Annotated in this window: 3 protein-coding genes; all 3 read right to left on the bottom strand. The window is 70.9% G+C overall.

Annotated elements, in window-relative coordinates:
• On the bottom strand, positions 1–1,541 hold a 1,541-nt coding region (locus OOT08_RS06365; RefSeq protein ID WP_325091747.1), incomplete at its 3' end, for a glycerol-3-phosphate dehydrogenase/oxidase.
• 29 nt (positions 1,542–1,570) lie between these two features.
• On the bottom strand, positions 1,571–2,686 hold the full coding sequence (locus OOT08_RS06370; RefSeq protein WP_325092124.1) for a GuaB3 family IMP dehydrogenase-related protein: 1,116 nt from the start codon (positions 2,684–2,686) through the stop codon (positions 1,571–1,573).
• Positions 2,687–2,830: 144 nt separating this feature from the next.
• A partial coding sequence (locus OOT08_RS06375) for an IMP dehydrogenase (RefSeq protein ID WP_325091749.1) occupies positions 2,831–3,429 on the bottom strand: 599 nt, incomplete at its 5' end.

The raw sequence follows: 3,429 nt of genomic DNA on the forward strand, positions 1-3,429 counted from the left end.
TCCCAGGCCTCGATCGAAATCCGGGTGCGCCGGGTGAGGACGTCGTCGAGGTGCAGCGCGCCCTCGTGGCTGGCCGCGTAGACCACCTCGGCCTCCAGGTAGTCGTCGGCCCCGGGGAGCGGCTCGGCCAACTCGGGCCGGTCGCGAATCAGGTCGAGGACCTCGTTTGCGAGCACCCCGTGCCGGTTCAGCAGGTGCTCGATGCGGGCCGGGTGCACGGCGAAGGCCTTGGCGATCTTGCCGCGCTTGTTCCAGGCGGCGTGATACCCCTCCGCGCCGAGCAGCGGCACCTCCTCGGTGATCGAGGCGGGGATCCGGCCGTCCAGGGCGTCCGCGGCGGCGTCGATGGCGTCCTTGGCCATCACCCGATAGGTCGTCCATTTCCCGCCGGCCACGACGACGAGGCCGGGGACGGAGTGGGTCACGACGTGTTCGCGGCTCAGCTTCGAGGTCTGATCGCTCTCCCCCGCGAGCAGCGGGCGCAGGCCCGCGTACACGCCCTCGACGTCGTCGCGGGTCAGCTGCACCGCGAGCACCGAGTTCACGTGGGCGAGCAGGTACTCAATGTCCGTCGCGGTCGCGGCGGGGTGCGCCTTGTCGAGGTCCCAGTCGGTGTCGGTCGTGCCGATCAGCCAGTGCCGCCCCCACGGGATCACGAAGAGCACGCTCTTCTCGGTGCGCAGCAGCAGGCCCATCGTGGACTGGAAGCGATCGCGGGGCACGACGAGGTGAATGCCCTTGGACGCGCGCACCTTGAACTGGCCACGCTCGCCCACCATCGCCTGGGTGTCATCGGTCCAGACCCCGGTCGCGTTCACGACCTGCTTGGCGCGCACCTCGAAGACCTCGTCGGTGAGCAGGTCGCGGGCGGTCACGCCGACGACCCGCTGGCCCACCTTCAGGAAGCCCTCCACGCGCACCCGGTTCGCGACGTGGGCACCGTAGGAGGCGGCGGTGCGGGCGAGGGTGGACACGTAGCGGGCGTCGTCCACCTGGGCGTCGTAGTAGCTGAGCCCGCCCCGGAAAGCGTTCGCCTTGAGGCTCGGGATGGCGCGCTGGACCTGGCGGCGGCTGAGGTGCCGGTGCATGGGCACGCCCGGCGGCCGCTTCCCCGTGCGCGCGAAGAGATCGTAGAGCAGCATGCCCGCGCCGACGTAGACCCGCTCCACGACGGGCTTGGTCAGCGGGTACAGGAACTTCACCGGCTTCACCAGGTGCGGGGCGAGCCGCTGCAGGAGCAGGCCGCGCTCGATCAGGGCCTCGTGCACGAGGGAGAAGTTCAGCTGTTCCAGGTACCGAATCCCGCCGTGCACGAGCTTCGAGGAGCGGCTCGAGGTGCCGGAGCCCCAGTCGCGGGCCTCGAGCATGCCCGTGCTGAGCCCCCGGGTCACCGCGTCAAGCGCGGCCCCCGTACCCACGATGCCCCCGCCGATCACGAGCACATCGAGTTCCCGCTCGGGGTCGGCGAGGTGCCGGATGGCCGCCTGACGCTCCTCGGCGCCCAGGCGTGCTGAACGTGCGGAGCTCTGCTGCTCGGCCATCCGATCCTCCTCTGCTCAGGGCTCGGCGACTACTTCGCCGAGTGCACCAGTTCGATGCGCTGGAACTCCTTGAGGTCCGAGTAGCCGGTGGTCGCCATCGCGCGGCGCAGGGCGCCCATCAGGTTGGCGGTGCCGTCGGCGACGTGCGCCGGACCGTTGATGATCTCCTCGAGCGGGGCCACGCTGCCAACGTTGACGCGGTTGCCCCGCGGCAGGTCGTCGTGGTGGGCCTCCTGGCCCCAGTGCCACCCGGCCCCCGGGGCGTCGGAGGCGCGAGCGAGGGCCGCGCCGAGCATGACCGCGTCGGCGCCGCAGGCAATCGCCTTCACCAGGTCGCCGGAGGTGCCGAGGCCGCCGTCGGCGATCACGTGCACGTAGCGGCCGCCGGACTCGTCCAGGTAGTCCATGCGGGCTCCCGCGACGTCGGCGATCGCGGATGCCATGGGCGCGCGGATGCCGAGGGTCGCTCGCGTCGTCGAGGAGGCGCCGCCGCCGAAGCCGACGAGCACGCCGGCCGCGCCGGTGCGCATGAGGTGCAGGGCCGCCTGGTGGGTGGCCGCGCCGCCGACGATGACGGGCACGTCGAGCTCGTAGATGAACTTCTTCAGGTTCAGGGGGGCCTTCGTCTCGGAGGAGACGTGCTCGGCGGAGACCGTGTTGCCGCGGATCACGAAGAGGTCAACGCCCGCCTTCACGACGGTCTCGTAGTGCTCCTGCGTGCGGTGCGGGGAGAGGGCACCGGCGACGGTGACGCCCGCGTCCCGGATCTCCTTGAGGCGCTGCGTGATCAGCTCGGGCTGGATTGGCGCGTTGTACAGCTCGCGCATCCGCTTGATCGCGGACACGCTGCCGTCGAGGGCCGCGAGCTCGTCAAGGACGGGCTGGGCGTCCTCGTAGCGGGTCCAGAGGCCCTCCAGGTTGAGCACGCCGAGGCCGCCGAGGCGGCCCAGGGCGATGGCGGTTTCCGGGGAGACGACCGAGTCCATCGGCGCGCCGAGAATCGGCATGTCGAAGTGGAACGCGTCGATGTTCCAGTTCGTCGAAACGACCTCGGGGTCACGGGTGCGCCGGCTGGGCACAATCCCGATCTCGTCGAAGGAAAATACACGTCGGGCGCGCTTGCCCCGGCCAATCTCGATCTCCATACTCACGCGACCAGTCTACCCATGCCGCGGCCTCCTTGGCTGGGGGCTCCCCCGGGGCACGCTCGGGGCCCCTCCCTCGCGCAAAAGCGCCAGGGGCCTCCCGCACGTGGCGGGAGGCCCCTGGCATTGCGCTCGGCGCGGGAGCTACTTCTTGTAGTTCGGCGCTTCGACGACCATCTGCACGTCGTGCGGGTGCGATTCCTTGAGCCCGGCGGAGGTGATCCGGACGAAGTTGCCGCGCTCCTTGAGCTCGGGCACCGTGCGCGCGCCCACGTAGAACATCGACTGGCGGAGGCCACCGATGAGCTGGTGTGCGACCGAGCCGACCGGGCCGCGGTAGGGCACCTGCCCCTCGATCCCCTCGGGGATCAGCTTCTCGTCGGAGGGCACATCCGCCTGGAAGTAGCGGTCCTTGGAGTAGGAGGTGCGCTCGCCGCGCGTCTGCAGGGCGCCCAGGGAACCCATGCCGCGGTAGTTCTTGAACTGCTTGCCGCCCACGAACACCAGGTCGCCCGGGCTCTCGTCGGTGCCCGCGAGGAGCGAGCCGAGCATGACCGAGCTCGCCCCGGCCACGAGGGCCTTCGCGATGTCGCCCGAGTGCTGCAGGCCGCCGTCAGCGATCACGGGGACCCCGGCGGGGGTCGCGGCCTTGGCCGCCTCGTAGACCGCGGTGACCTGGGGGACGCCGACGCCCGCGATGACGCGGGTGGTGCAGATCGAGCCCGGTCCGACGCCGACCTTGA

Source organism: Leucobacter sp. M11, assembly GCF_035726885.1.
Classification (GTDB): domain Bacteria; phylum Actinomycetota; class Actinomycetes; order Actinomycetales; family Microbacteriaceae; genus JAPFRB01.